The 22,393-nt window shown below is 62.5% G+C and carries 20 protein-coding genes and 1 pseudogene; 11 read left to right on the top strand and 10 right to left on the bottom strand.

Translation table 11 applies throughout. The features are described 5' to 3' along the window. The first annotated feature begins 100 nt into the window (after positions 1-100). The gene (locus HHL24_RS14565) at positions 101-553 is read left to right on the top strand and encodes a GDP-mannose mannosyl hydrolase (protein ID WP_169486161.1); all 453 of its coding nucleotides are present in this window, start codon (positions 101-103) and stop codon (positions 551-553) included. Between the two features lie 146 nt (positions 554-699). Next, entirely contained in the window at positions 700-3,081 is a 2,382-nt protein-coding gene (locus tag HHL24_RS14570) for a PIG-L family deacetylase (RefSeq protein WP_169486162.1), read from the top strand. A 25-nt stretch (positions 3,082-3,106) separates the two neighbouring features. Here HHL24_RS14570 and HHL24_RS14575 read toward each other — a convergent pair whose 3' ends face one another. Beyond that, the gene (locus HHL24_RS14575; RefSeq protein WP_169486163.1) at positions 3,107-4,192 is read right to left on the bottom strand and encodes a glycosyltransferase family 4 protein; all 1,086 of its coding nucleotides are present in this window, start codon (positions 4,190-4,192) and stop codon (positions 3,107-3,109) included. A 710-nt stretch (positions 4,193-4,902) separates the two neighbouring features. Beyond that, complete coding sequence (locus tag HHL24_RS44780) at positions 4,903-5,364, bottom strand: hypothetical protein (RefSeq protein ID WP_329606651.1); 462 nt, start codon at positions 5,362-5,364, stop codon at positions 4,903-4,905. On the opposite strand from HHL24_RS44780, the gene HHL24_RS14580 reads away from it, so the two are divergent. Beyond that, positions 5,354-6,868, top strand: coding sequence for a hypothetical protein (locus HHL24_RS14580; protein ID WP_329606652.1), 1,515 nt, complete (start codon positions 5,354-5,356; stop codon positions 6,866-6,868). The two genes, HHL24_RS44780 and HHL24_RS14580, sit on opposite strands and share 11 nt — an antisense overlap. Before the next feature lie 123 nt (positions 6,869-6,991). On the opposite strand, the gene HHL24_RS14585 is transcribed toward HHL24_RS14580, so the two are convergent. Next, positions 6,992-8,530 (bottom strand): amino acid permease, encoded by a 1,539-nt coding sequence (locus HHL24_RS14585; RefSeq protein WP_169486165.1) that lies wholly within the window; start codon positions 8,528-8,530, stop codon positions 6,992-6,994. Between the two features lie 76 nt (positions 8,531-8,606). Further along, entirely contained in the window at positions 8,607-9,383 is a 777-nt protein-coding gene (locus HHL24_RS14590) for an SDR family NAD(P)-dependent oxidoreductase (RefSeq protein WP_169486166.1), read from the bottom strand. A gap of 318 nt (positions 9,384-9,701) precedes the next feature. Between HHL24_RS14590 and HHL24_RS14595 the strand changes: the two genes are divergently transcribed. Beyond that, positions 9,702-10,685 (top strand): helix-turn-helix domain-containing protein, encoded by a 984-nt coding sequence (locus HHL24_RS14595; RefSeq protein ID WP_169486167.1) that lies wholly within the window; start codon positions 9,702-9,704, stop codon positions 10,683-10,685. Positions 10,686-11,044: 359 nt separating this feature from the next. Here HHL24_RS14595 and HHL24_RS14600 read toward each other — a convergent pair whose 3' ends face one another. Then, positions 11,045-11,509 carry a hypothetical protein gene (locus tag HHL24_RS14600; protein ID WP_169486168.1) on the bottom strand — a complete coding sequence of 155 codons (465 nt, stop codon included), beginning with the start codon at positions 11,507-11,509 and terminating at the stop codon, positions 11,045-11,047. Between the two features lie 499 nt (positions 11,510-12,008). Between HHL24_RS14600 and HHL24_RS14605 the strand changes: the two genes are divergently transcribed. Continuing rightward, a complete protein-coding gene (locus HHL24_RS14605) occupies positions 12,009-12,149 on the top strand; it encodes a hypothetical protein (RefSeq protein ID WP_169486169.1) in 141 nt (46 codons plus the stop codon). A 163-nt stretch (positions 12,150-12,312) separates the two neighbouring features. Here HHL24_RS14605 and HHL24_RS14610 read toward each other — a convergent pair. Further along, positions 12,313-12,405: pseudogene (locus tag HHL24_RS14610) on the bottom strand (LysR family transcriptional regulator); the annotation flags it as partial. Positions 12,406-12,768: 363 nt separating this feature from the next. Between HHL24_RS14610 and HHL24_RS14615 the strand changes: the two are divergent. After that, positions 12,769-13,416: a LysE family translocator gene (locus HHL24_RS14615; protein WP_169486170.1), complete on the top strand. Its 648-nt coding sequence runs from the start codon at positions 12,769-12,771 to the stop codon at positions 13,414-13,416. 51 nt (positions 13,417-13,467) lie between these two features. Here HHL24_RS14615 and HHL24_RS14620 read toward each other — a convergent pair whose 3' ends face one another. Beyond that, complete coding sequence (locus HHL24_RS14620; protein WP_169486171.1) at positions 13,468-14,370, bottom strand: DMT family transporter; 903 nt, start codon at positions 14,368-14,370, stop codon at positions 13,468-13,470. A gap of 63 nt (positions 14,371-14,433) precedes the next feature. Here HHL24_RS14620 and HHL24_RS14625 point away from each other — a divergent pair, with 63 nt between their 5' ends. Together HHL24_RS14625 and HHL24_RS14630 are read left to right on the top strand one after the other, a co-directional pair. After that, positions 14,434-15,360 (top strand): LysR substrate-binding domain-containing protein, encoded by a 927-nt coding sequence (locus HHL24_RS14625; protein WP_169486172.1) that lies wholly within the window; start codon positions 14,434-14,436, stop codon positions 15,358-15,360. A gap of 155 nt (positions 15,361-15,515) precedes the next feature. Then, positions 15,516-16,304, top strand: coding sequence for a sulfite exporter TauE/SafE family protein (locus HHL24_RS14630; protein WP_169486173.1), 789 nt, complete (start codon positions 15,516-15,518; stop codon positions 16,302-16,304). A 272-nt stretch (positions 16,305-16,576) separates the two neighbouring features. Here the strand turns inward: HHL24_RS14630 and HHL24_RS14635 are convergent, their stop codons facing one another. After that, positions 16,577-16,825: a hypothetical protein gene (locus HHL24_RS14635; protein ID WP_169486174.1), complete on the bottom strand. Its 249-nt coding sequence runs from the start codon at positions 16,823-16,825 to the stop codon at positions 16,577-16,579. A gap of 338 nt (positions 16,826-17,163) precedes the next feature. Further along, the gene (locus tag HHL24_RS14640; protein ID WP_169486175.1) at positions 17,164-17,517 is read right to left on the bottom strand and encodes a BON domain-containing protein; all 354 of its coding nucleotides are present in this window, start codon (positions 17,515-17,517) and stop codon (positions 17,164-17,166) included. A gap of 685 nt (positions 17,518-18,202) precedes the next feature. Here HHL24_RS14640 and HHL24_RS14645 point away from each other — a divergent pair. The 3 genes from HHL24_RS14645 to HHL24_RS14655 all read left to right on the top strand — a co-directional run bounded on the left by HHL24_RS14645 (position 18,203) and on the right by HHL24_RS14655 (position 21,807). After that, positions 18,203-19,699, top strand: a complete 1,497-nt coding sequence (locus HHL24_RS14645) for a TAXI family TRAP transporter solute-binding subunit (RefSeq protein WP_169486176.1) — start codon at positions 18,203-18,205, stop codon at positions 19,697-19,699. Between the two features lie 237 nt (positions 19,700-19,936). After that, positions 19,937-20,581: a 2-hydroxychromene-2-carboxylate isomerase gene (locus HHL24_RS14650; protein WP_169486177.1), complete on the top strand. Its 645-nt coding sequence runs from the start codon at positions 19,937-19,939 to the stop codon at positions 20,579-20,581. Between the two features lie 245 nt (positions 20,582-20,826). Next, a complete protein-coding gene (locus tag HHL24_RS14655) occupies positions 20,827-21,807 on the top strand; it encodes a LysR substrate-binding domain-containing protein (protein WP_169486178.1) in 981 nt (326 codons plus the stop codon). A gap of 11 nt (positions 21,808-21,818) precedes the next feature. On the opposite strand, the gene xdhC is transcribed toward HHL24_RS14655, so the two are convergent. Continuing rightward, positions 21,819-22,385 (bottom strand): xanthine dehydrogenase accessory protein XdhC, encoded by a 567-nt coding sequence (gene xdhC, locus HHL24_RS14660; RefSeq protein WP_169486179.1) that lies wholly within the window; start codon positions 22,383-22,385, stop codon positions 21,819-21,821. Between the last annotated feature and the right edge of the window lie 8 nt (positions 22,386-22,393).

Consider the following 22,393-nt stretch of genomic DNA (forward strand, 5'->3'; position numbering starts at 1 on the left):
GCGTGCGCACGTAAGATCCAAGCGGGTGGCATCGTCACGACTGCAAGCGCCGTCAGGATCGCCCTCACGCTCAATCGCCGCACGCCCCGCAGGAGATGACATGCTGACCGAGATCGATTTCCTGGACGTGGTGCGTCTCACGCCACTGGTCGCGATCGATCTGATCGTCAGCGACGCTGAGGGTCGCGTGTTGATCGGCCATCGGCGCAATCGTCCTGCGCGCGGCACATGGTTCGTTCCTGGCGGGCGCATTCATAAAGACGAAACGCTCGACGCAGCGTTCGCACGCATTGCCGACGCCGAATTGGGCATTGCAAAGCTGGCGCGCTCGACCGCACGCTTCGAAGGCGTTTTCGAGCACCACTACCAGGACAACTTCGCCGCCGAGCCCGACGTGTCGACGCACTACATCGTGCTTGCCTATGCGCTGCAGTTCACCAGCACCGTCTCAGTCGGCCGGCTCGACCAGCACAGCGAATATCTCTGGCTCGCGCCTTCGGAACTGCTCGCGCGCGCCGATGTTCACGAGAACACCAAGGCTTATTTCCGCTGACGCCAAGGCTACCGTTGGGGCCAACAGCCCCGCTACCGGCATGGCCCATTGCCGGCGTGCAAAAGCGATGCCAACTGTGAGTTCGCCAACGTGGCGGACCACGCCGATACAGTATGATCGAGCTCACCGTCAGGGCTCGAATCAACATGCGATCATCGGCAGCCAGGCTCGTTCGCGATTCATTCATTGCTTTTCTAGCGCTACTTTTCTTGGCTTTCCTTCCCGGTTCGGCGCGCGCGGCGGATTGCGGCGCCGGTACGCTGGTCACCGTCGTCGCCCACCTCGATGACGATCTGCTCTTCGTGGACCCCGCTATCAGCGAACGGCTCGATGCCGGCTGGTGCATCACCACGGTGCATCTGATCGGCGGCGCCAATGGTGCGAATTTCGCTTACGTGCAGACCCGCGAGCGGGCCTCGCGGCTCGCTTATGCGCGGATGGCGGGGGTGCCTGACGAATGGATCGAAGCGAATATCCCGATTGCCGGCAAGCTCGTGCACCAGATGGTGCTGAAGGCGAAGCCGCAGGTTCGTCTGCTTGAACTCCGCCTGCCTGGCGGCGCCGTGCGCGGCGGCCGCGTACCGCTCGGCCTCCTGTGGGAACAGCACGCCACGCTCTCCACCTATCCGATGAACGCCGACGGTTCCGTGCGTGTGCAATACGATCGGGCCTCGCTGTCGGCCACGCTGAAAGTGATACTCGCCGAGGCGTCGCAGATCTACACGCTCAATCCGGACACGGTGCCGTTTCTCGAGCATCCCGATCACATCTATGCCGCGCGCATCACGCGCCACGTCGCCCAGACGCTGAGCAAAAGCGTGCCGATCGAATACCACATCACCTATCCAACCGGCGACTGGCCCGGCAACGTTCCGGCGGCTGAAGTTCAGCGCAAGCGCGACATCGTCGCCAGCTATTTTTCTGTCGACGGCAGCGAGTTTTCGCACGTATTCGGCGAGTTCCAGTGGGACGGCAATTGGGTCGCGCGCCGCTATGCGTTTGCCGACCGCAGCGATCGCCGCGTCGCGGATTTCCAGTCGCATCCCGTTCAGCTATTCAATGCGGCCGCGACCCGCTGCCTGACCTCCGCGGGTAGCGGCCAGGCGCCGACACTCGCCGCGTGCACGGGCTCATCCGCGCAACAATGGCGCTGGGATCCGCTGACCGTCTATCCCGGCAATACGCGCAATGCCGCGCTCGTCAGCGCCGCGACTTCGCAGTGCATCGCCGAACGCGACGGCTATCTGATCTCCGAGACCTGCGATCAATGGGACATGGCGCAGCGCTGGACACCGTGGGACTTCGGCCTCGTCTATACGCCGCTGCGGCACTGTCTCGGCGAAAACGACGGCAAGCTCACCATGCGCGGCTGCACGCTGCTCACCACACGCTACCGTTGGGCGACCACGCAACGCACCCAGGCGACCGATCTGCGGCTCGCGACCGCGATGGTTGGCGACATCGCCGGCACGGGCGAACAAGCCGCGGTCTATGTGCAGCGACAGCACGATGGGCCCGGATTCAACGTGTATGCGGCGTCGCTCGTGAAAGCGTCGCCCCCCGCCCTTTGGTACGCGAACACTGTCCCGTTCGATCCCCGCGCGACGGCGCCGAGTTGCGCGGATGACAAGTTGTGCTTCGACAGCGCGCGCTTTCTGCTAGGCGACTTCGACGGCGACGGCAAAGCGGACTTGATGGTCGTTACCGCGCGCCGCGGCGGCACGGCGTTCTGGTTGCTTCGCAGTACAGGCGATCGCTTCGAAGCCCCACGCCTCTGGCTCCAGACCGACAGCGCGTTCAGGCCTGAGCTGGCGCAGCAATATGTAGCGGCGGATTTCAGCGGAACGGGACGTGCCGGCGTGCTGATCGCACAGAAACGAACGGATAGCGGGCTCGACCTCTGGCTGGCGTCTTCCACGGGCTCAACCGGCTCGGCGCCGACGCTCATGGCACAGGCAAAAGCGCTACCGCGAAACGCAAATCTTCTGCCGGTCCAGGTTCCAGGATCACGCGCGTCACTCGTCGTGATGGAGGCTGCGGACGGCCGGCTCGCGCTTACGCAAATTGTCAACGACGGCACGCGCATGACCATCGGCGAACGCAGACTATTGCCGGCGAATTTCCTGCCCGATTTCGTCAAGGTGACGGTCGGGGCGGTGCACGGCAAAGCAAGCAATACGCTGGTCCTTTTGACACCGCATCTCGATGGAACAAATGAGGACGCGGTCATCGACATTGCCACGCTCGACACGGCGGACGCGAGGAGCGTGCCCGTCCAGGCAGCGACATTGCATGGCATGTCGTGGTCGGATGTCTTTCCGGTTTTCGTGCGCGACAAGCGCAATGCCGCGCTCGTGCTTTACCGGAGAACCGACGCGACGCTCGGCGATTTCTATTTCACCGGCGGCGCACCGGCGCTGACGCGCTATCCGGTCGGCGACGGTTTCGCCCTGGGCACAGCCCAGGATCTCGGTGAACTGCCGGGGCTCTTCTCGGAGACGGTGCGGATCGACCGATTGGCGCAGTAGCGCGAGCTGGTCGATCCGGCGCAGTTCAGGCCGACACTTGCAGCGAACGGACGAACTGCCGTGCGATCGTCATGTAGCGATCTGCCGTGTCATGCAACGTGTATCCCGCCAGTTGCCGGTTGGCACGCGGCATGTCGAGCGCCCCGAGCAATGCGCGGCCGTAGGCCTCAGGATCGGTCGTATCGACGAGATTGACGCTGGCAAATCCACTGGCAAAAGCGAACGATGGAATCCGGTTCGCCACGACGGGAATACCCGAGGCGAGCGCCTCCAGAAAGCCGATGCTCTGCGCTTCGAATCGAGAAGGCATGGCGAAGACACGCGAGGAGCGCAGGATCGCGGCGACATCCGAGCGCGGCCCGCACACGGTCACGCGGCTTTCCAACCCGAGTTGATGAACGAGCGACAGCACCGCCTTGTGATAGGCGATGTCTTCGACGACACCACACAGCAGCAGGCGTGCCTCGGGCTCGCTTTGCAGGACACGCTCGAACGCGCGGATCGTGTGCAACTGGCTCTTCGCTTCTATATAGCGGCCCAGCTGAACAATCTGCTTGGCAGGCACTGCGATATCCGGTGCCGACGTGCCGTTGTCCTCCGCGAACTGCGACGCGTCGACGCCATTCGGGATCACCACCATCGCCGGATGTTTGCCGATCTCTCTCAAGTAGTCGTCGATATTTTGCTGCGACACGCCGATGATCGCTCTCGCCCGCCGTGACAGCAGGCGCTCGGCCCGCTTGAGCGCGCCGTTCTCGAAGTCGTTGACGCCGGAGTGCATCACCCAGGCGATCGGCGTATGGACAGGCAGTAGACGCACATAAAGTGCGGCGAGCGTGGCGTGAGCCACGATGAAATCGGGACGGAACTGGCGCACCACCCGATACAGGTGCAGCAGTTTGCCCACCCTCCCGTATCGGATGCTCGGGAACAGGCAGGTGACGCCCGCGGCCTCAAGCTCCGCGCGAATACCGATGAAATCGTCCTGCTGCGGAAGCAGCGATGCAATACAAACGTCATGGCCGCCGCGCTGATGATGAATCGCAAGCCCCTTTACCAGCACCTCTGCCCCGGACAGTCGCGGTGCGTGAACCAACTGAAGAATTCTCACGATCTATCTCTCTGGATAACCGCCTTTTTTGCGCAGCGGATGGACATGCCGACCAGCAAGTACCGGCCCCAAAAAACATCGGCATTCCATCTCGTTCATCTGGCGCGCCCTTTTTGCAGGACGCGCCTCGTCTCCATAAAACAGCGACAGTTCCGCCGCGAAGTCACGGTCGCGAGGAAACCTTACACCGAAGGCCCAGCACTTTTCCGCCATCTCCAAGGTTCCATCGGCTATGGAATGAGCGCTAGCGCCCATTTCGCCGTGGTTTACGCCAATTCGTATAGTTAGGCATCCGTTACAACTTTATTCGACCCCCATTTTTGTTTGGCGGATAAAGACTGATTTAATCATATGTATTTTTTGATGAGATCAATGCAATTAGTACTGCATTATTGTTCATACGTAACGACTCGTTACTTCTTTTAAACATACTAATGCGTATTGTTGCGGTCGATTCGCCTCGTCAGAGGCTTTCTTGCTTACAGAACAGTAAAAAGTTCATTGAGCGGCGCCATCAACTCAGGCCCTGCGATATGAACCACGCTGTTCTCCAGACGTTAGTTGTTTTCGTCGCACCTTCCCCGGCCGTCCGATTCCGCCAAATCCGCCATGACGTGCGGCACGGATTCGTACGATATGAATTTTTCTTCGCTCCGTCTCCCAACGCGCTTTGCGCGAAGAGGCGAACGAACGTTCAGCTTACGCATTGGTTAGAGATTGATGAAATCGCAGCTACTCCTACTCTCGACACTTTCTTTGGCACTAGCAGCTTGCGGCGGCGGCGGCAGTGGTAACGCCAGCAGCACCAACGCGTCAACCCAGGCCAACGGCACTACCAGCCCGTCCAGTTCGTCCAGTTCGACTGCGGCGGGAAACAGCAGCACCGGCGGCACCGCCACGGTGAACGCCGCGGGCAACATCGTCGCGACACTAAGCTGTGCGTCGCCGGCCGTCTCGGCAGGCTCGGGCAGCGCCACCATTTCCGCCGACACACCCAGTGCCGACGGCACCCGCATCTTCGCTTCCGGCAGCACTTTCCAGCTCGCCTTCACCACCAACGTGCCGAACGCCGACACGTTGAACTGGGCCGTCACGGACACCCTCGGCCGGGTCGCGGCGAGCGGCAGCACTGCCGTGCCGAGCGGTTCGAAGACCATCACGTTGAATTGCACCTCAACGCTCGCCGGCTATTTCGCCGCGACGGGCACGCTCGCGCAGAACGGCGGTCAGTTGCCGCAAGCCGGCACGCGTCCGGTTGGCATCGCAACCTTCGGTGTGCTGCCGAACCTGTCCGGTGTCGTGCCTGCGGTCACCTACGCACGTCAGGAACAGCACCGCTTCGGTATGCAGGGCGCGAACGACAACGACCCGGTGCTCGCCGACCTCGGCATCTCGTCGACGATCGACGACCGCCAGCTCTCGACCATGGAACCGAACGGACCGAACACGTTCAATCCTTCGGCCAACAATCTCGATCCGTTCTACACGACCGGTAACGTGATGCGTCTGATCCGTCTCGACGGCATCCCCGCATGGGCGAGCAGCACCGGTGCGTTCCAGGACGACACGAGCGTGCCGACCAATCTTTCGTATTACCAGAACTACATGAGCCGCGTCGGCACCGAATCGAACGCGATTCGCGCAGCGTATTTCCCGACCCAGTCAGCGAACTACTATCAGGTGACGTGGGAGCCGAACCAGTTCTGGACCGACACGGACGCCAATTTCATCGCGCTGTATCAGTCCGTCTATCAGGGCATTCACTTGACTGATCCGCACGCGGTGGTGATGGGCCCGACCGATGCGTTCCCGAGCCTGACCACGACGCGTCTGAAGCGCCTCGCGCCGCTCGGCTTCGGTCAATACATCGACGCCGTCGCCACGCACGGCTACTACGACGCGGGTACCTCGCCGTCGCATCCGCCGGAGCGCTACGATGCCGATCCGTCCACGGCTTCAGGTTCGCTGCGCGGCCAGATGCGCGGTCTGCGCTCGGAAATGGCCACCGATTACCGTCCGGGCATTCACCTGTTCTCGACAGAAGCCGGCATCAGCTACGACCTCGGCACCTCGTACGGCCCGAACTACCCGACCGCGAACGTGTTGTACGCGCAAGCGGCGGTCGCGGCCCGCATGCACATCATCACGCTCGGCGAAGGCGCGGATCAGACCTACGTGTTCTACGGTGCGGACTATCCGGGCGAAGTCGGCTATGGCACGTTCTTCGATTTGAACGACGCGCAAGGCGCATTCGGCGCAACAAACATCAGTCCGAAGCCGGTCGCAATGGCGATCAGCGCGATGACGCATACGCTCGACGGCACGACCACGCTCGGACCGGTGAACGGCACGCCGACTGGCATCTACGCCTACGCATTCCAGCAGGTGGGCAACGGCGCCGTGATTACCGCGCTGTGGGCGCACAACAACAGCGTGTGGGACGCGAGCGTCGGCTTCAGCTCGAGCTATAGCGTGCCGTATAGCCTCACGGTGGATGCACCGGGCACGAGCGGCAGCGTGAAGGTCGTCGACATGATGGGTAATGCGTCGAGCGCGAACTACAGCAACGGTACGCTGACGCTCAACCTGACCGAATCGCCGGTATATGTGGTGTCGAACAACGCGTCGGTCGCCAAAGCCAACGCGACGGTTCCGGTGGGATACGTCGGCATGTAAGTCGCTTAGGACCCTAAGGTCGGGTACTAACAGTAGATGGCAAAACGTCAGCCGGCTTCAGGGCCGGCTGACGTTATTTTTTCAGGCATGAATGGCGGCAACGGGCCGCACATTCGCCGAGACTCAGCTCTCCCCCAACTGCCCCTCCATCCCGCTCAGTTCCTGCTCGCGCTCCTTCGACACCTTGCCGATCGGCGGACCCGCAAAGCTCTTGCGTACACCCGCGCCGTACCAGATCGTCAGTAACACCGCGAGCAATCCGACGATCACGTACACCACCTTCTGATTCGGCGGCTGCATACCGACATAGGCGAGCACGAGTGCGCCGAACACCGCCGCCACCGCGAACGGCTTCGACAGCATGCCTAACTGGAACGGCCCCTTTTCTTTCCACGTGCGACCCTCGGCAAAAATGCCGGCCGCAATCGGCATGGCGTACGAAATGAACAGGAACACTGCGCTACCCGCGCTTAGCACCGTGAAGGCATCGCCGTACAAGGTCACCACGATCGCCAGCACCGCCGAGGTCCAGATCGCAGCGCCGGGCGTGCGATGTGCCGCATTCACTTTGCGCAGCCACTTCGAGCCAGGCAAGCCGCCGTCGCGGGCAAACGCGAACATCATGCGCGAGGTCGACGTGACAGCGGCGAGACCGCATACGTAGTTGATGAAGAACATCAGCAATTCGATCAGAATGCGCAGCGGTCCGGGAATCGGCGCGAGAATCGCTTCGAAGAATCCAGTGCCCTGCTTCACCCCCGCGCCGATATCCGGCATCACCAGCACGAATGCGCACACCATCACGTAGCCGAAGGTAGTCGACCAGAACACGGAGCCGACAATGCCGCGCGGCACATTGCGCGCCGCCTGATGCGTTTCCTCCGAGGTGTGCGCGGAAGCGTCGAAGCCCGTGATCGTATAAGCGGTCAGCAGCAGACCGGATAGAAACGCCATGGCGATGGTCTGCTTGGGCCACGCGCCGCCATCGACACCCGTGAAGTTGGTGAAGGTATAGAGCCGCGACAGATCGATCTTGACCGGCGAATACACCAGCAGGGAAACCACCAGCATGATCGTCACCACAAAAATCAGATAGCCCGACAGGTCCGTGATCTTGCTCGTGATGCGAATGCCACGATGATTCAGAAACGCTTGCGAAGCGGTGATCACAGTCAGAAAGAGCGTCTGCTGCCACCAGCCGAGCGAGTCGGGATTCACGCCGAACATCGGTGCGATCAGCGTGCGAAAGAAGGGATCATAGGTACCGTAATTGATCGCGGCGACGACGAACACGAGACCGAGCAGATTCAGCCACGCGGTGAGCCAGCCCCACATTTTGCCGCCGAGAATCGAACTCCAGTGATAGAGGCCGCCCGCCGTCGGATACGACGACGCGATCTGCGCCATCGCCGCCGCCACGACCAACGCGAACAGCGAGCCGAGCGGCCAGCCGAGTCCGATCGATGCCCCGCCTGCCGCCGACAAGCCCATCTGGAACGACGTGATGCCGCCCGACAGAATGCAGATCAGCGAGAACGACACCGCGAAGTTCGAGAACGCCCCCATACGCCGGGACAGTTCCTGCGCGTAACCCATCTTGTGCAACAGCTTGACGTCGTTGTCGGCGGGGTCCGCCGACGGCACGGCCGTGTTGATGTCCATGACGCGATCCTTTGAACAGGGTTATGACGAAGCGGCTAAGCGATGCAGAGGCGTGACCGCGCGACGAAGGACCGGCTCACGCAGCCGTAAAGCAGTTATCCACGTACAGGTGGGCGCCGTTGACGAAACTGGCGTCGTCGCTGGCGAGAAAGAGCGCGGCGCGCGCGACTTCTTCAGGCGCGCACAGACGGCCCTGCTGCACCGACAGCGCCGCCTCGCTCGCATCGAAGCCATACCTGGCGAGCGCACTGATTTCGCGGCGTCCGTGCGGCGTATCGATGAAGCCGGGGCACACGGCATTGCAGCGAATGCCGCGGTCGCGATACTCGACGGCAATCGAACGCGCGAACATCGCGCACGCGCCTTTGGTCGTGCAGTACAGCACCTCGAGCGGCGTGGCCGCCACCGACGAAATCGACGCCGTGCACACGATCGAACCGCCGCCCGCGGCGAGCATGTGCGGCAACACCGCGCGCGTCATCATGAACATGCTCTTTACGTTGACGTTCATGAGCCAGTCGTAGTCTTCGTCGGTGGTATCGACGAACGGCTTCACGACGATGCTGCCGGCGTGGTTGAACAGCACGTCGATGCGCCCGAAGCGCGCCATGATGTTCGCCACGGCGGCGTCCACGGCTTCGCGCTTCGACACATCGGCGGCAAACAGTTCGGCTGTGCCGCCTGCCGCGCGAATGCGCGTCACGACTTCCTCGCCCACATCGGTATTGATATCGACCACGGCGACCTGCGCGCCTTCTTGCGCGAACAGCAGCGATGCCGCGCCGCCAGCGCCGGTTGCGCCGCCTGACACGATTGCGATCTTGCCTTCCAGCCTGCCTGCCGATCTGCTCATGCGTGACTCCCGTTCCAGTGTCTAATGCATTGCATTGCGTTGTGCACAAAGTAGGGGCAGCAAAAAGCGGCGACTATCCAAAATTGGCAAAAAGTAAAAATCCCGTAAAAATCAGACTTGCTGACAAATGCATTACATCCCGACCTGAATGCTTGCCGTATCTGGCAGTCGCCCGTGTTCGTGATCTTTGCGCACACGGGGCAGGACGCCGCGCGTGTGCCCTGGATGGGTCGCTCCAACACTGCGGCGTAAATTTTTTTTCGCATACACTGATCGGCACGAGGCTTTCGGGGAGCGCCAACAGAATCGGGAGAAGCTATGCAGCCGGTCAATCAGACAAGCAGCGCCGTTGAGATTCGCTGTTGCCGGAACATTGATGAGCAGGCGATGTTGCTCGACGCGTGGAACCAGAGCTATTGCCAGATTTCGCGCGGCGCCTTCGACGGCTCGGTGAGTTCGTTCGCCGCGGGTGGTGTGCGGGTATTGGTGGAACGCCTGAACCGCACGGTCTATCAACGCGGCCAGGTGGCGCTGTCCAAGTTGGCGGTGGGCATTCCTTTTCAACTCGAAGGACATGCGCTGCTGTGCGGGCAGACGAGTCATCGCGACGGCCTGCATGTGTTTTCCGGCGATGGCGGATTCGAGTTTTTATCGCCCGACAAGCATGTCGTGGTGAATCTGGAGATTGAGCCTGGCGCGATTGACGATGAACTGGTGCGCTCGCAACTCGATGGAATTACGCCGCTGCTAGGCGCGAAGCCTGGCGTATTGAATGTTGATCCTGCGAGATTGCAGGGCTTTCGCGAAGTACTCAAACAATTGCTCGACGCGGTGGCTGCGACGCCGGCTTTGCTCGATGACGTGGGCGTGGCAGCGTCGTTCGAGAAGTCGGTGATATTCGGTCTTGCTGAGGCGGTGCAGGGGATGCGGGATGCCGATCCGCACGGGAATGTCGAGGCGCGTACCGCACGGAATTGGCAACTCGTACGGAGCGTTCGTGAACTGGTGGAAGACTCGCCTGATTGCCCGCTGTCCGTGGCCGAGCTATGTGCGCGGTTTCGCGCGAGTCGGCGAACTCTTCAATATGCGTTTGAGAATACGCTTGGGGTCAATCCTTCAGCGTATATACGTGCCGTTCGGCTTGATCATGTGCGGCGTGAACTAAGAGCCGCTGCGTCCGTTACCGAAGTCGCTACGCGTTGGGGGTTCTGGCATTTTGGGAATTTCTCGAACGAGTATCGCGGGCAGTTTGAGGAATTGCCGAGTGAGACATGGCGGCGTAGTAGGAGTCGCGCAGGTTGAGGTTGGGTTTGTGGCCACACGGTGCTTTTTTAGCTGCCCCGCGGTGGTGCCTTCTTCCAACCTTTTACGTCACTTCGACGCAGGTCATGGATTTTATTTAAAATCCTAACTGACGGTTAGAAATGACGTATATGTGCTACGACGTTTCGCCGTCCGTAGTCAGCTCGTTAGCGTTGCAATCGTTCGTAATACACGAGCCTAAATAGCGGGGGCGAGTGATGCCATCGGAGATATCTATCAATTCACAGGGAGCAATCATCGGAGCGTGTACGATTATCGGTATGCTGCTAAGGCAATAAAAAAGGCGCGACCAATTCGCGCCTTCGTCGTTGCTGCAGCGTGGTGGCCGCTAGTGCTGGTCAGTGCTGCACGGCTGCCTGCTGGTCACCGCCGCTCGCAGCGGGTCTTGCCCGCACAGGCTTGAGCGTTGCAATCATATTCGGCTCTGCATCAGCCCAAGTTTCCCCTGCCATCTGCGCGGCTTCGGAAAGCAGTTTCGCCGCAACGCTGGCCGTGATGCGACTGTGAGGAATTCCCTTAGCGTCGAGTGCGATCACCTGGTACAGTTCGCGATCGCATTCAACCTCCCGCTCATACCCCTCGGCAGTTTCAACCAGCAGTTCCAATAGCGCCTTCTGGCTCTGACGCTCCTCCCTTGTCATAGAAGGACTCCTGCATATCGAGACCGCAAGAATGGCCAGTCTCCTGAGTTGATCCAACTGCCGGTTGCACAAATTGTGCGCTGATAGCGCTAGTTTTTCGTACTGGAGAGCGTCAACGGGAAGACGTGACGTGGGTTGGGTCTTTTTAGTGGCTTTGCTCATGGTGCGATTTCCGGTTCGTTCCTGAATCGCCCGACACTCACTAACAGATGGGTGAGCGGGCACGTGGCAAGGTTGACGGACCGGGTGATGCACCAAACCGGCGAGCCTCGCGGCTCCCTCACCACTGCCCGCCCATAGAAAAGGCGCACATAGGTGAGCACTACCCGCTTTCACGGGCAGTGCGGTGCATCACGACGGGCCGTCAAACCCGCGCCGTTTTGTCTAACGGCAGGAACAATGTAAACCACCTGTTTTTTGGGACGATCGCCCAAACAGGCTAAACGCGCGAATTATAACTAATCTTTACATTTGCCCCGCGAACGACAAATCAAGGAAAAACCAACGCCGTCGCAACGGACCAAAGGAGCGCTCAACCCGCAGGCAAACATTCAACCATGCGCCGCGAAGGCAAACCGAAAACCCACCCCAAAACCCCAAAATCAGCGCACACTATCATGCTGCTCCGTCGCGGAGCGATAAAGCCAACTGGGAGTCCATCATGGCAAAAGGTCAAATGCGCAGTAACCGCGAAGTAAAGAAACCGAAGCAGGCCAAGAAACCTACACCGGCCACGACGCCGTCGGGCGCGCCGCCGATCCGCGTGGCGCCGACCGTATCGGCAACACAGAAGAAACACTGAGCATGCACTAACCGCGCAGCAAGCCCGCCCCGCCAGGCGGGCATCAACCATCCGCAAAGCACTCCCTCGAAACATCCTCCAACGCGACATCTCGCGTCTTCGGCCCAAGCGTCCCGATGGCCAGCATGACGATCCGGTGAGAATACCGCTGCGCACAAGGGCCCGCGAAGAACTCGCGTTCAGCCGCACGCGCGCTCGTGCCTTCCTCGCAGACGGCGATAAACAAGCGCAACGTCACCTGATCGATTTGCCACATGATCAGGCGTGCCCTGGGTATTTGAAGTGGGAAAATGATGCCCGCGGAAAGTGGCGGCCGAGTCCATCCCAAGATATCCACGGCCGGCACGTCGGATTGCGTCGTCGATCGCGCGCTGAGTTGTGAAGGTTGATCGTGCGTCAAACTGCGCAGGTTAAAACGGTGCTGCGTCGCGAAGCTTGATCGCGTGCAGAATGACGTAGTTTGATGCGCTGCTGGTTCACGCCGCTTGACCCCACCGCCTTGCTCAGGATTTTCGATCTGGCTATGCTTGGGGTCACGCTGGCCTGCCACCTGCCCGCAGGCGAGAAGCGCAGCGCGCGCAACCAACCACGAAACAGAACAACCCATCAAGGCTTGCCCATGTCCACCACAAGTCTCTTCATCACCTCTGCCGGCGTCGGGCTCGCGATTGCCGCACCGGTCGGCCCGATGGGCATGCTATGCATTCGCCGCACGTTGACCGGCGGTCCGCGCGCGGGGCTCGCAATCGGCTTCGGCATTGCGACCGGCGATGCGGTTTACGGTCTGATCGCGGCACTCGGTCTTGTCGGCATTTCGCAGTTCATGCTCGCCTACGACCGGCCCTTGCATCTGCTCGCCGGCCTATTCCTGCTTTATCTCGGCGTGCGTACCTTGCTGCAAAAAGCGCCCGCCGACGCGGCCAACGGTAATGGCAACAGCGACGGCAAGCTCGCGCAGGTGGGTCGTGCCGGCGCACTGCGCGCGTATGCGAGTTCATTGCTGCTGACGCTGACCAATCCGCAAACCGTCATCATGTTCGCCGCGCTGTTCACGACGCTCGCACCGCGTGGGGCGTTTTCATCGAGCATCGCACTGACGACCGTAGGCGGCGTGTTTTGCGGTTCGATCGCGTGGTGGTGTTTTCTCGTGACCGTGGTGTCGCTCGCGCGTCATGCGATCGGCAGCAAGTTGCGTGTGGCGATCGACCGGATCGCCGGATTCACGCTGGCGGCGTTCGGTATCGTCGAGATTCGCCGCGCGCTTTGAATGAGGGTTAGGGGCGTCGCGCACGTGGTGCTCAAAGCGGTGCCTGCGAACTCACGTGCGACCTCGCAACGCCACGAACACCACACCGGCAATCGCCATCAAACCACCGCATAGCGTCGCGAGACCCGGGCGCTCGCCGGTCAGCACTGCGGATAACGCCGTCGCCACTGCAGGCGTCAGATACAGGAAATTGGCCGCGCGCGCCGCACCGAAGTAGCCCAGCGCGAAGGTCCACGTCGCATAGCCAAGCGCTGCGGGAAACACGCCGAGCACCAGCACCGCCTGCAACGTGCCGTGCGGTGCACTGCCAAGCGAACTCAAGGCGCCCGGCAGCCACGGCACCAGCAACACCGCCCCCGCCAGCAACGTGTAGGCAGTACAGGTCAGCGCCCCATAAACCGGAATCAGGCGTCGCTGCAGCACGAAGTAGCTCGCCGAACACAACGCCGCGCCGAGAATCAGCGTACTGCCCGCGCCGAGCGTCAGCCCGCCAGGCTGACCCCGTGCGATTACCGCGATGCCGGCGAGACTGACGAGGGAACCGAACCATCCCCACCGATTGAATCGCTCGCCGAGAAACGCGGCTGCCAGCAGTGCCGTGAAAATCGGCAGCGTATTGACGATGAAACTCGCCGCACCTGGCGCCACCGTTTTCTCGCCGGTATTGAGCAGCGCGTTGTAAAGCGCGATGCCGAGAAAACCGCACAATACGAAACGCAGGCCGTCGCGCCATGTCGGCAACGGCGGACGCCGATAGGCGAGCCACGCAATCACCAGCAGCGCGGCGGTGGCGAAACGCGCCGCCGCCAATTGCAAAGGCGGCAAACCCTGCAAGCCGATGCGAATGAATGGAAAGGCGGAGGCCCAGGACACGATAGTGAAGGCGACCGCGCCTGCCGCCAGCAGCGGCTGCCGCGCGGAACGCGGCGATGGGGATGAAGTGAGTGTGTTCATTGGCCGATGGTGCCGCGCGGCGAGCTGCTAAGCTAGCGCACAAATGAACATCGTGATGTGAATATGGCTCACAGCTCCTCACCAACGGCACGCACTTCGTCGGCGCGGCCGCCGCTCGCAAGCCTCGAAACCGTCTGCGCGGTCGCCCGCGAAGGCTCGTTTCTCGCCGCTGCCGAAGTCGCCGGATTGACGCACGGCGCGATCAGCCGGCGGGTCGCCGCGGTCGAAAACTGGCTCGGCATGACGTTGTTCGAACGCCATGCGCGCGGCGTGCGGCTCACGCCTGACGGGCAGCGCTTCGTGGGGCGTATCGAGCAGGCGTTCGGCATCATCGACAGCGCGGCGGATCAGTGGCGCTCGCCGCGCAGCCCGCAGTTGGTCAAGCTGAGCGTCGTGCCCGCTTTCGCCAAGCTGTGGTTTTTCGAGCGGCAGGCGGCATTCGAAAGCGCGGCCCCGGCGCTGCGCATCCAGCTCGATATCGACCATCGCAACGCGGACATCGCCGGCGGCGAAGCGGATCTGGCGATTCGCTACGGGCGCGGCAGTTGGCGTCAACTCGAGGTCAAGCCTTTCCTGCCGGAGACGCTCTATCCGGTTGCGCATCCCACGCTCGCCGCGCAACTGGCGAAGCAGCGGCACAAACGTGGCGATGCCGCGCTGCTCGATGTGCCCCTGTTGCATGACTCGGATGTCACCGGCTGGCGCGCGTGGTTCGACGCGCTGGCGATTCCGCTGAAACCGCGCGCGCAGGATCGGCGCTTCGAAGACTACACACTGGTGCTAGCCGCCGCCGAGGCGGGACTCGGCGTAGCGCTGGCGCGTGTGCCGTTCGCCGACGCGTATCTGCGGAAAACCGGTCTCGTGCGGGTGAGCCGCCACGAAGTCGCCTCGCCGCTGACTTACTACTTCGTGCATGCAAAGGGCGAAAACCGGCCCGAAGTGCTGGCGCTGATCGACCGGATGCAGGCGGCGCAGCAGGGCCCGTCGTAGCGCTTTATACGCAAGCTCGGCAGTTTTGCGACAATAGCGGCTTTCGCCGTGCCGCCGCGGGCCTGTCGCCGACATTCGCCGACGCTCGAAGGCAGGCGCGCGCCGGCCTCGCCGCCTAACCTGTCCAACCCACCCGACCATCAGCGGTCTGCTCAATGGCTCTTCCTCACATCGATCTGCTGTACTCCGTGTCCGGCCTGTTCGTCGGCTTTCTGGTCGGACTGACGGGCGTCGGCGGCGGCTCGCTGATGACGCCGATCCTGGTTCTGCTGTTCAACGTGCATCCGGCCACCGCGGTCGGCACCGATCTGCTGTACGCGGCCGCCACCAAGGCGACCGGCACGCTGGTGCACGGCCTGAAAGGCTCCGTCGACTGGCAGATCACCCTGCGCCTCGCGGCCGGCAGCGTACCGGCCGCAACGGTCACCTTGATCCTGCTGCATCGTTACGGGATGGACACGCCGGGCACGAGCCGGCTGATCCAGATCGTGCTCGGCGTCGCGCTGCTGGTGACCGCCGTGGCGCTGATCTTCCGCCCGCAACTCGCGGCGCTGGGCGCGCGCCGTCGGCGCGCCCCCAGCCAAGGCCGTACGCTCGCGCTCACCATGCTGACGGGCGCGGTGCTGGGCGTGCTGGTGTCGCTGACCTCGGTGGGAGCGGGCGCCATCGGCGTGACGGTGTTGTTGCTGCTGTATCCGTTGCTGCCGACCACGCGCATCGTCGGCTCCGATATCGCGCATGCGGTACCGCTCACGCTGCTGGCGGGCGCGGGTCATTGGCTGCTGGGTTCGATCGACTGGTCGATGCTGCTGTCGCTGCTGGTGGGATCATTGCCGGGCATCGCGATCGGCAGCTATCTGTCGTCGCGCGCGCCGGACGCGCTGCTGCGCAATGTGCTCGCCGCTACGCTCACGTTGGTCGGCGTGCGCCTCGTGCTGGCGTGAAGCAGTAGCCCTGAATATGCGGTCTTGATAGCCGGCCTGAAGCGCCTGCCTCAGATGCCTGCCTTAGGTGTCTGCCTTAGGTGTCCGCCTTAGGTGTCTGCCTTAGGTGTCTGCCTTAGGTGTCTGCCTTAGGTGTCTGCTTTAGGTGTCTGCTTTAGGTGCCTGCTTTAGGTGCCTGCTTTAGGTGCCTGCTTTAGGCAGGCTGCCTCAGATGCAGGCCTCAGTCGCCCGCCTCAGTATCTGGCAAAAACACCACCGCACCCAGACCACCTCTATTTGAAAAACCTGCAAGTCAGATCGTTCTCGAACTGCCTGACCCATTGGCCGTGACAGTCGTGATAGGACTGCGCCCAGCCGCCGCGCCGAACCGTGACGAGGCGCTCGTGCGCGGCATCGCCCGGATCCAGGCAGGCGCTGATGTCGAAATGCGCCGGCGCAAATCCGTGCCGCGCGCACACCAGTTCGAAAGCCGCCCGATCGCCGATCGGCAGATCGGTATAGCGCAAACGTGTGATTTCCATGGCGTTGGCTCCGGTTCCCTTCATCTCACAGTACGCCTCGCGACGCGTCAACTGTGTGTCACAGCGCACAGACCGGCCGTTGCGGTACCGGCGTTCAGCCCGGAACGGGTCTGAGCCATCATCACCGCTTCAAAAATCACTGCTACGAAAAATAAATCGAAAAAAAGGCTCCGGTTATTCGCCGGAGCCCTCGCACTGACATGCATCACGATGGCGCATAGCGATATCGAATCGCATGCACCTTCCGATACAGCATTCCGCGCCTGCCGGCGCCTCGTGCGCTTGCTGCAAACCGCTTATGCCAGACCGCTTATTGCGGCCTGCTCATTGCAGCCTTCTTACTGCTGAACCACGGTCAGCTTGTTCGACACCGACGTCACGCCGGCGACGCCCTTGGCCGCTTCGCCGGCAGCGTCGATCTGGCCTTGGTCAGGCACCGAGCCCGTCAGGGTCACCGCGCCGCCACGAGCACGCACGGCGATGTTCGAGACGTCGATGCCTTGCGCCTTGGCGAGCGCGCTGCGCACCTTGTGACCCAGCTGGCTATTGGCCTTCTTGCCGGCCTTGGCGCTTGCAGCCGGCGCTGCGGTCGTACCCGTCGCCGTTGCATCGCTTGCCTGAGCGTACACATTGCACGCCACCACCATTGCCACAACCGAGCCCAGCGTTTTCAGAAAACCGACCGATTTCATAGTTTCTCTTCTCCTTAGCTACACATTGGACCGCATGTACAAGCGGCTTCGTTACGACTACGGGCGGCCATGCTTTTCAGTCGCGACGAGGCGCGGCTTAGCGACGGCCGACTATGGCTGCAACACGGTGTGCGAGAGGCGAGAGAGGCCGGCCGCCGTTAGTCGCGTGCGATGACACGCATGCAATGCGGTACGAGAGCCGGCAAGCCGCGAAGTCCGCCAGCGCGCCCGGTTCTTGTCTGTCGTGCCGGGTCACGCCGCGCAAACGTCTGTTCGCGGCAGCGATCCACAATTTAATCTAGCCGCGCCAGAAGCGCAAAGGGTTTAGTCATACCTGGGGGTGCCTTCCGGTTGTCATGGGGCCATGGATCGTGTTTTTTATTCATGCGCCGTTCATATTTTGGTCCGGGCGTAGTTCATCGGCCGTTCATCGGCCGTTCATCGAGCGTTCATGCGCCATTCACGCACCGCTCACGAATTGTTACGGGTTTGACAGCACCCGCCCCGGCCGGACGCTGCGCCGCCGCGCGATTCTCAGGTACCATCGGCGCGACGTGCGCTGCCGCGCGGCGTGTGCGTCTTTCGCCACGGCCAGCCCGGCATGGCATGAGCGCCTCACCCCGGTTCGCGCGCCGCAGAGCGCCGCCACCCTGTTCACTTTCGACCGTAGCCATCACGTCACCTGATGAAGCCAGCCACCGGCCGCAAACGCCCTCCCCGTCTCGTCGCCCGTTTCGTGGCGATCTCCTGGCGCGATCTGGCGGTCTCGTTCGGACCGATCCTGCTGATCGCCGTCGCGGCGATCTGGGTCGCCGTGCGCCTGATCCAGCCCGCCCCGCCCAGTACGCTGACGATTAGCGCCGGCCCCGAAGGCAGCACCTTCTGGAACGCGGCGCAGAAGTACAAGGCGATTCTGGCGCGCAACCGTATCACCCTGAACGTGTTGTCCTCGGAAGGCTCGCTGCAGAATCTCAAGCGGCTTTCAGACCCGAAGTCGAATGTCGACGTCGCCTTCGTGCAGGACGGCGTCGCACCCGGGCCGGCAAGCGAGGGCCTGATGTCGCTCGGCAGCGTGGCCTATGTGCCGCTGGCGATCTTCTATCACGGGCCGACGGTCGCGCGGCTCTCCGAATTCAAGGGCTTGCGCCTCGCGGTCGGCGCCGAGGGCAGCGGCACGCGCGAACTGGCGCTCGCGCTGCTGAAGGCAAACGGCATCGTGCCGGGCGGCCCGACCAAACTGCTGCCGCTCTCGGGCGACGACGCCGCCCAGGCACTCGTCGCAGGCAAAGTCGACGCCGCTTTTCTGGCCGGCGATTCGGCGCAACCAGCGGTGATGGGTAAGCTCTATCGCACGCCGAATGTGCAGTTCTACGACTTCACCCAGGCCGATGCCTACACCCGCCGTTTTCCGTATCTGACACAGCTCGAAATGCCGATGGGCGCGTTCGACCTCGGCAAGAACCTGCCGTCCACGCCGATTCATATGGTGGCGCCGACCGCCGAACTGGTGGCGCGCGATTCGCTGCATCCCGCGCTTTCCGATCTGCTGATCGAAGCGGCACGCGAGGTCCACGGTAAGGCGAACGTCATGCAGCGCGCCGGCGAATTCCCCGCGCCGCTCGCGCACGATTTCCCGATCAGCGACGACGCTGCCCGCTACTACAAGTCAGGCAAGAGCTTCCTCTACCGGATCCTGCCGTTCTGGCTCGCAAGCCTCGCGGACCGGCTGCTGGTGGTCGTGGTGCCGCTGATCGTGCTGCTGATTCCGGCGCTGCGCCTCGTGCCGTCGCTGTACGCGTGGCGAGTGAAATCGCGCATCTACCGCTGGTACGGCGCGCTGATCGCGATCGAGCGAAGCGCGCTCAGCGAGCACTCGGCCGCCGAACGCGCGTCGCTGATCGAGCAGCTCGATGCGATTGAAGAATCGGTGAACGGTCTGAAAATGCCGCTCGCCTATGCGGATCAGTTCTACGTGCTGCGCGAGCATATCGGCTTCGTGCGCGAGCGGCTCACGCATAGCCGCGAGGCTCAGCGCGACGCAGCGGGCGAACCGGGCGGACCCGGCGACGAGCCCCCACCACCTGCTTCAGCGGGCGAGCCAGAAGCCGATGACGCAACGGAATCACCTGAAGCACGGGGAGCCGCCGAGGCCGACGAGCCTTCGGCCGGCCGCCACGCGTAGGGGCCCGTATCGACCCGACAAGTCGAATTCGACGTCCGCCGCTGGCGCGCGCCCAACTGGGCGCTGACATCGATCGCAACGGCAGCGCCCCAGGCGGGTTCGACGTCCCCATCTCGGCCGTCGCCGGCCCGAAAGCATATTCACCGGTGCAAGCAGCGGCTGCACCGCGTAAGATCATTACAATTCCGACGGTCCAGCAGACGACACCGTTCGGAAAGGGCAATCCGGGAGACATTTATGACTGTTGGCATCGACCCCAGGCAACCGCTGTGGTTTTACGATTTTGTCTCGCCGTTCACGTACCTGTTGCTCGAGCAACACGACAAATGGCCGGGCTTCGACTTCGCGTTCACGCCGGTTGTGCTGAACGATCTGTATAGCCACTGGGGCCAGCGGCCCGCTTATAGCGTGCCCGCCAAACGCACCTTCCTGTACCGCCACGCGCTGTTTCGCGCGGAGCAACTCGGCATTCCGTTCAAGATGCCGCCGGCCCATCCGTTCGACTCGATGAAGCCGCTCCTGCTCGCCACCGCGGCGAAGGGCGACATCAGCTTCGTCCGCGAGATTTTCCGTTTCATCTGGCGTGAAGGCCGCGATCCGTCGAGCGTTGCAGCATTCGCCGAACTGTGCGAGCGCGTCGGGATGCCGGACGGCCCGGAACTCATCAAAAGCGAGGAAGTGAAAGCGCAATTGCAGCGCAACACCGCGGATGCAATCGGTCTAGGCGTCTACGGCGTGCCGACTTTCCGTCTGAACGACCAATTGTTCTGGGGCGAAGACGCGTTGCCCATGGTGCTGTATTGCGCACGCACGCCGAACTGGCTCGAGTCGAAGGAAGTGAAGCGGGTTAGTTCGCTGCCTTCCGGCTTTGCGGACAACTGAGCGAAAGCAAGACGTAATATTCGTGAAAACAGGCACGCCGTGCTTGCATCTGCGCATGCCTTTTTCGACGTGATAGCGTCAAAAAGGCTGTCCTGATGCTGGCCATACCGTGCCTGCTATGCCGCCACACCGCAAACGGGCCTAAGGTTATAACCTTTGCGCCTCGCTCTCGCGGTCCGGCTCGCGGGCGGCTCCGTACGACGCTTCATCCGGACCCGACCTGCTTGCACCGCCTCGCCTAAACCATGGACGACTCCGCCGCCTCCCTCGATATCTGGCTCGTGCGCGTGCTGCGCACGCTGATCGTCGAGCGCAGCGTCACACAAACCGCACTGCGTCTGAACCAGACCCAGCCCGCCATCAGCACCGCGCTGCGCAAACTGCGTGAGACGCTGAACGATCCGATCCTCGTGCGCGGCAAGTCGGGCATGGTGCCGACCGAATACGGCGAATCGTTGCTCGCCTCGGCGCAACGTGTGCTACGCGAAGTCGATTTCGTTGCGACGCCGCACGGCGACTTCGATCCCGGCCGCTCGCGCCGCACCTTCCGCGTGGCCGCACCGGACTATCTGAACGATTTCTTCATGCCCACCGTGATCGCGGAGTTTCGCGAAGCGGCGCCGCATGCGCGTCTGGAGATCGATTCGCTGAGCCCGATGCTCGACCATTCGGCCGCGCTCGATGCGGGCGAACTCGACCTGGTGATCGGCAACTGGCCGAAGCCGGATCCGCGTTTCGAGCGCAGCGACCTGTTCTCCGATACCGTGGTGTGCCTGATGCGCGCCGACCATCCGCTCACGCGCACGCCGATGACGCGCGAGGCGTATCTCGCCGCGCCGCATCTCGCGCCGACGCCTTATAGCGGCGCGAGCGGCGGCGCCGTCGACATCGGCTTCGCGCGGGCCCGCGCCGAGCGGCGCATCGTAGCCACGCTGCCCTACTTCGGGCTCGTGCCGCAAACGCTGCTGCAATCGGATCTGATCTTCACAACCACGCGCCGTTTCGCGATGCACTATGCGAGCATCCTGCCGCTCGCCGTGGTCGAAGTGCCGATTCCGTTTCCACGCATCAAGTGCTATCAGCTATGGCATCCGCAGCCGGATCGGCCGAGCGATGTCGGCTGGCTGCGTACGTTGATGTCGCACGTGTCGGACGAGTTGGTCGCGCAGAAGGTGCGGCGCGCGAAACGGCCGGCGAAAAAAGAAACGTCAGCCGCGGCGGACTGACCGCTTTCCGCTTAGACGCTCGCGCAAAGCTTCTGTGCCACCGCCTGCGCCGCGGCCTCGCGCGTACGGATCTGCAGCAACTCGGCACATACCGCGACTGCAATTGCCGCAGGCGCCTTATCGACGATGCCGGTCACGCCGATCGGGCAGGTCATCTCCACCAGCCGATCCAGATCCACGCCGCGATCCAGCAATCGACGCTCGAATTTCACGCGCTTCGTCTTCGACCCGATCATGCCGAAGTAGGTGAAATCGCGCCGCCGCATGATGCGCGCGGCGAGCGAGAAATCGAGCGCGTGGTTATGCGTCATCACAAGAAAATACGCGCCGGGCGGCGCCGTGTCGACGATCGCATCGGGCGTATCGGTTGCTTCGATCTGCACGTTGGCCGGCGTTTCGTCGGGGAACAGTTCGTCGCGCTCATCGACCCACTGGACGACGCACGGCAGGCTGCCAAGCAGCGTGACGAGCGCGTGGCCGACGTGCCCCGCGCCGAACAGCACGATGTGCATCGGTGCCGGACGCGGCGCTTGCACGGCGCTGCGCCGGCCGATCTGAACGGATGAAAAGTCGTTCATGGCGATCA

Source organism: Paraburkholderia polaris (assembly GCF_012927345.1).
GTDB classification, from domain to species: Bacteria; Pseudomonadota; Gammaproteobacteria; order Burkholderiales; family Burkholderiaceae; genus Paraburkholderia; species Paraburkholderia polaris.

What these genes read in the sequence shown, in the direction of transcription:
- HHL24_RS14655 (WP_169486178.1), top strand. Translation starts at nt 20,827, where the DNA reads ATGGACGACTCCGCCGCCTCCCTCGATATCTGGCTCGTGCGCGTGCTG.
- HHL24_RS14570 (WP_169486162.1), top strand. Translation starts at nt 700, where the DNA reads ATGCGATCATCGGCAGCCAGGCTCGTTCGCGATTCATTCATTGCTTTT.
- xdhC (WP_169486179.1), bottom strand. Translation starts at nt 22,385, where the DNA reads ATGAACGACTTTTCATCCGTTCAGATCGGCCGGCGCAGCGCCGTGCAA.
- HHL24_RS14640 (WP_169486175.1), bottom strand. Translation starts at nt 17,517, where the DNA reads ATGAAATCGGTCGGTTTTCTGAAAACGCTGGGCTCGGTTGTGGCAATG.
- HHL24_RS14605 (WP_169486169.1), top strand. Translation starts at nt 12,009, where the DNA reads ATGGCAAAAGGTCAAATGCGCAGTAACCGCGAAGTAAAGAAACCGAAG.
- HHL24_RS14595 (WP_169486167.1), top strand. Translation starts at nt 9,702, where the DNA reads ATGCAGCCGGTCAATCAGACAAGCAGCGCCGTTGAGATTCGCTGTTGC.
- HHL24_RS14590 (WP_169486166.1), bottom strand. Translation starts at nt 9,383, where the DNA reads ATGAGCAGATCGGCAGGCAGGCTGGAAGGCAAGATCGCAATCGTGTCA.
- HHL24_RS14625 (WP_169486172.1), top strand. Translation starts at nt 14,434, where the DNA reads ATGGCTCACAGCTCCTCACCAACGGCACGCACTTCGTCGGCGCGGCCG.
- HHL24_RS14600 (WP_169486168.1), bottom strand. Translation starts at nt 11,509, where the DNA reads ATGAGCAAAGCCACTAAAAAGACCCAACCCACGTCACGTCTTCCCGTT.
- HHL24_RS14630 (WP_169486173.1), top strand. Translation starts at nt 15,516, where the DNA reads ATGGCTCTTCCTCACATCGATCTGCTGTACTCCGTGTCCGGCCTGTTC.
- HHL24_RS14645 (WP_169486176.1), top strand. Translation starts at nt 18,203, where the DNA reads ATGAAGCCAGCCACCGGCCGCAAACGCCCTCCCCGTCTCGTCGCCCGT.
- HHL24_RS14650 (WP_169486177.1), top strand. Translation starts at nt 19,937, where the DNA reads ATGACTGTTGGCATCGACCCCAGGCAACCGCTGTGGTTTTACGATTTT.
- HHL24_RS14585 (WP_169486165.1), bottom strand. Translation starts at nt 8,530, where the DNA reads ATGGACATCAACACGGCCGTGCCGTCGGCGGACCCCGCCGACAACGAC.
- HHL24_RS14615 (WP_169486170.1), top strand. Translation starts at nt 12,769, where the DNA reads ATGTCCACCACAAGTCTCTTCATCACCTCTGCCGGCGTCGGGCTCGCG.
- HHL24_RS14620 (WP_169486171.1), bottom strand. Translation starts at nt 14,370, where the DNA reads ATGAACACACTCACTTCATCCCCATCGCCGCGTTCCGCGCGGCAGCCG.
- HHL24_RS14635 (WP_169486174.1), bottom strand. Translation starts at nt 16,825, where the DNA reads ATGGAAATCACACGTTTGCGCTATACCGATCTGCCGATCGGCGATCGG.
- HHL24_RS14565 (WP_169486161.1), top strand. Translation starts at nt 101, where the DNA reads ATGCTGACCGAGATCGATTTCCTGGACGTGGTGCGTCTCACGCCACTG.